3 protein-coding genes are annotated in these 3368 nt (G+C 45.1%); all 3 read left to right on the top strand.

The annotated features are described in order from the left end of the window. Nucleotides 1–65: 65 nt before the first annotated feature. Complete coding sequence (locus ACO1R6_RS17340; RefSeq protein WP_486266279.1) at nt 66–1379, top strand: NAD(P)H-dependent oxidoreductase; 1314 nt, start codon at nt 66–68, stop codon at nt 1377–1379. A gap of 153 nt (nt 1380–1532) precedes the next feature. Next, on the top strand, nt 1533–2651 hold the full coding sequence (locus ACO1R6_RS17335; protein ID WP_486266278.1) for an NAD-dependent epimerase/dehydratase family protein: 1119 nt from the start codon (nt 1533–1535) through the stop codon (nt 2649–2651). After that, nucleotides 2648–3368: nucleotide sugar dehydrogenase (locus ACO1R6_RS17330; protein ID WP_486266277.1), on the top strand; the 721-nt coding region annotated here is incomplete at its 3' end. The genes ACO1R6_RS17335 and ACO1R6_RS17330, both read left to right, overlap by 4 nt.

Raw genomic sequence — 3368 nt, 5'->3', positions numbered from 1 at the left:
TTAGTTTATACATATTCATTTGCTTTAAATAAAGCTAATCGCAAACAACTAACTGCTCTTAAATAATGATTATTGTTGACAAATATTTACAGGAACGTGAAAAAGCAGGCAAGCCCATTCGGGTAGGTTTATGGGGCGCCGGCGAAATGGCCAAAGGACTGGTAAACCAGGTAATGCGCTATACCCCGGGTATGGAGATTGCCGTTATTGCCAACCGCACCTTAAGCAAAGCCCAGGAAGCTTACGAATATACCGGCCACACGGCGCAGGTTTGCGATAACCTGGCCGATTTACAGGCCGTTGTTTCGGCGGGCGGTTTGGCCGTAACTGAAAACGGCGAACTGCTGTGCGAACTCGAAGGGCTGGATTTATTGGTAGAGTGTACCGGCACCGTGCATTATGCGGCTAACCTGGTAATGAAAGCCATTGAAAATAAAAAGCATGTGCTGCTCTTTAACCCCGAGGTAGATGCTTTAGTTGGACCAATTTTGAAAGTATACGCCGATAAAGCTGGCGTAATGCTGAGCGGTGCCGACGGCGACCAACCCGGCGTAATCATGAATTTATTCCGGTTTGTTAAAGGCCTGGGCTTAACCCCGCTAATCTGCGGTAATATTAAAGGCTTGCAGGATTTTTACCGCAATCCAACCACCCAGGCGAGTTTTGCCGCCCGCTGGCAGCTAACTCCCGAAATGGTAACCCAATTTGCCGACGGTACTAAAATATCAATCGAACAGGCTTGCGTAGCTAATGCTACCGGTATGTGCGTAGCCAAACGTGGCATGATTGGCTTAAATTATAATGGTCACATCGACGATATGGTTACCATGTATGATGTAGAAGATTTAAAAAGCAAAGGCGGCGTGGTAGATTATGTGGTTGGTCCAAAACCCGGACCCGGCGTATTCGTGTTTGCCACCACCGACGACCCCAAAACAAAGCATTACCTGGAGTACGGTAAATTAGGAACTGGTCCGCTTTACAGCTTCTATACCCCGTATCACCTGATTTACTTCGAAATTCCGATTTCCATTGCCCGCATGGTGTTGTTCCAGGATATAATTATGGCCCCAATTGCCGGTCCGGTAGTAGAAGTGGTAACTTTTGCCAAAACCGATTTAAAAGCGGGTAAAGTACTGGATGGCTTGGGTGGATACGATACGTACGGTCAGTGCGAAAATGCCACTACGGCCCGCCAGGAAAATTTATTGCCGGTTGGTTTAGCCGAAGGGGCTACCCTGAAACGCGATTTATCGCGCGACGATGTAATTACCTTCGACGATATAGAATTGCCGGCCGATAACCTGGTGCAGCGTTTATACCGCGAGCAAACCCAATTGTTTTTTCCGGAATATCAAGCCAAAACCGTAGAGGCTTAAAATTTAACATAAACTTTATTTAGGGCCATGTTTTTCCTAAAAACTTAGCGGGTAATTGGTTGCGGTTTTAATGCTGCTATATCTTATCCGGTAATAATTTCTAAAACAGAACCCCATTCACAGAACAGCACATTAAAAATTAGCAAGTTAAAAATGATACAAACTACAAAAGCCGGAACCGATAACCGGATCCTGCAAGAAGACATGGTAGCTATCTACGAAAAGCTATCGGGGCCTGAAAAAGACAAACTGCGGAATTCTACTATTCTGTTAACCGGTTGCGGTGGCTTCCTGGGTTATTATTTCATGCACTTCTTTTCGCATTTTGCCGAAGAACTGCAGATTAAGCAAATTATCGCCCTCGAAAACTTCCTGACCGGCACCAAAGATTGGTTAGATAATCTCGTAGATAGCAACCCAGAGCTAATAAAGCTTTATGAATTTAACGTTATCACTGATTCTGTAGAGAACGTTCCGGGTGCCGCCGAAGCCGATATCGTGATTCACATGGCTTCTATTGCTTCGCCTACTTTCTACCGGATTTACCCCATCGAAACCGTAGATGCCAATATTACCGGCTTGCGTCGTTTGCTCGATTTTTACGCTGAAAAGCAATTAAGAGGATTTTTATTCTTCTCCAGCAGCGAAATTTACGGCGATCCATTCCCGGAATTTATCCCAACTAAAGAAGATTACCGCGGCAACGTGGCTTCTATTGGGCCACGTGCCTGCTACGACGAAGCCAAGCGTTTCGGCGAAACCCTTTGCTACTTGTTTGCGCAAAAATATAACATGCCCATTGGTATTGCCCGTCCCTTTAACAATTACGGCCCTGGCATGAACATCAACGACAAACGTTTGCCCGCTGACTTTGCCAAAGCTGTAATTGAAGGCCGCGACCTCGAAATATTATCGGACGGTACCCCAACCCGTACCTTCTGCTACATTTCCGATGCTATTAATGGTTATTTAAAAGTGCTGCTCCACGGCGAGTTTGATGTATTTAATATTGGCATGGACAACCCGGAGCTGTCGGTGCGGGAGTTTGCCGAAATATTTAACCGCAACGGAAAAGAAATATTCGATTACCAGGGTCAGATTTCTTTCAGCCAATCCGCTGATAAAGAATATTTAACCGATAACCCGAACCGTCGTTGCCCGGATATTACCAAAGCCCGAACCATATTAAATTATAGCCCAGCCGTGCTGGTAGAAGACGGCATCAAGCGTTACTTAGAGTTTTTGCACATTAACAACGGTAAATTAGTATGATCACAGTATTAGGATTAGGATTTGTTGGCTTAACCACCGCTTTAGGCTTCAGCAAAAAAGGCTTCAAGGTTTACGGCATTGATGTAAACCAGGAGCGGGTAAACAGCATTAAAAAATACGAAGTACCGTTTTACGAGCCGCACTTAGATGAGGTACTGCGCGACGAACTGGGTCAGAATTTTATCGTGGATGCCTCGTTAGCCGAAGCCGTGAACGACAGCAAAGCCGTTATTATTTGCGTAGGTACTCCGGGTAACCCCGATGGCAGCGCGAACTTAACTTACTTGTTAGATGCTGTAAAAAGCGTTTTTGAAGTAAGCCAAGGCGATTTTAAAGTAATTGTTACTAAATCTACGGTGCCGCCTTCTACGGTTTCTAAAAAAGTAAAACCTTACGTAGATGAGCTAAACAGCCAGTACAACAAACCAATCGGGTTAGCTTCTAACCCGGAGTTTTTGCGCGAAGGTTACGCCTGGGACGATTTTATGAACCCAGACCGCGTGGTTATTGGCGTAGAAGACGAGCGTTCGAAAGAAATTCTGAACCAGTTGTATTTGCCTTTCAACGCGCCGGTACATTACGTTACTTATAACTCCGCCGAGTTCATTAAATATTTATCTAATACGCTGCTTTCTACGCTCATCAGCTTCTCGAACGAGATGGCCATGATTGCCGAGCATATTGGGGATATTGATGTACCAAGTGCTTTTAAAATAT

The organism is Adhaeribacter sp., from assembly GCF_057359045.1.
The sequence above is the reverse complement of the archived record's forward strand: the minus strand, read 5'-3'. Positions and strand labels throughout refer to the sequence as shown.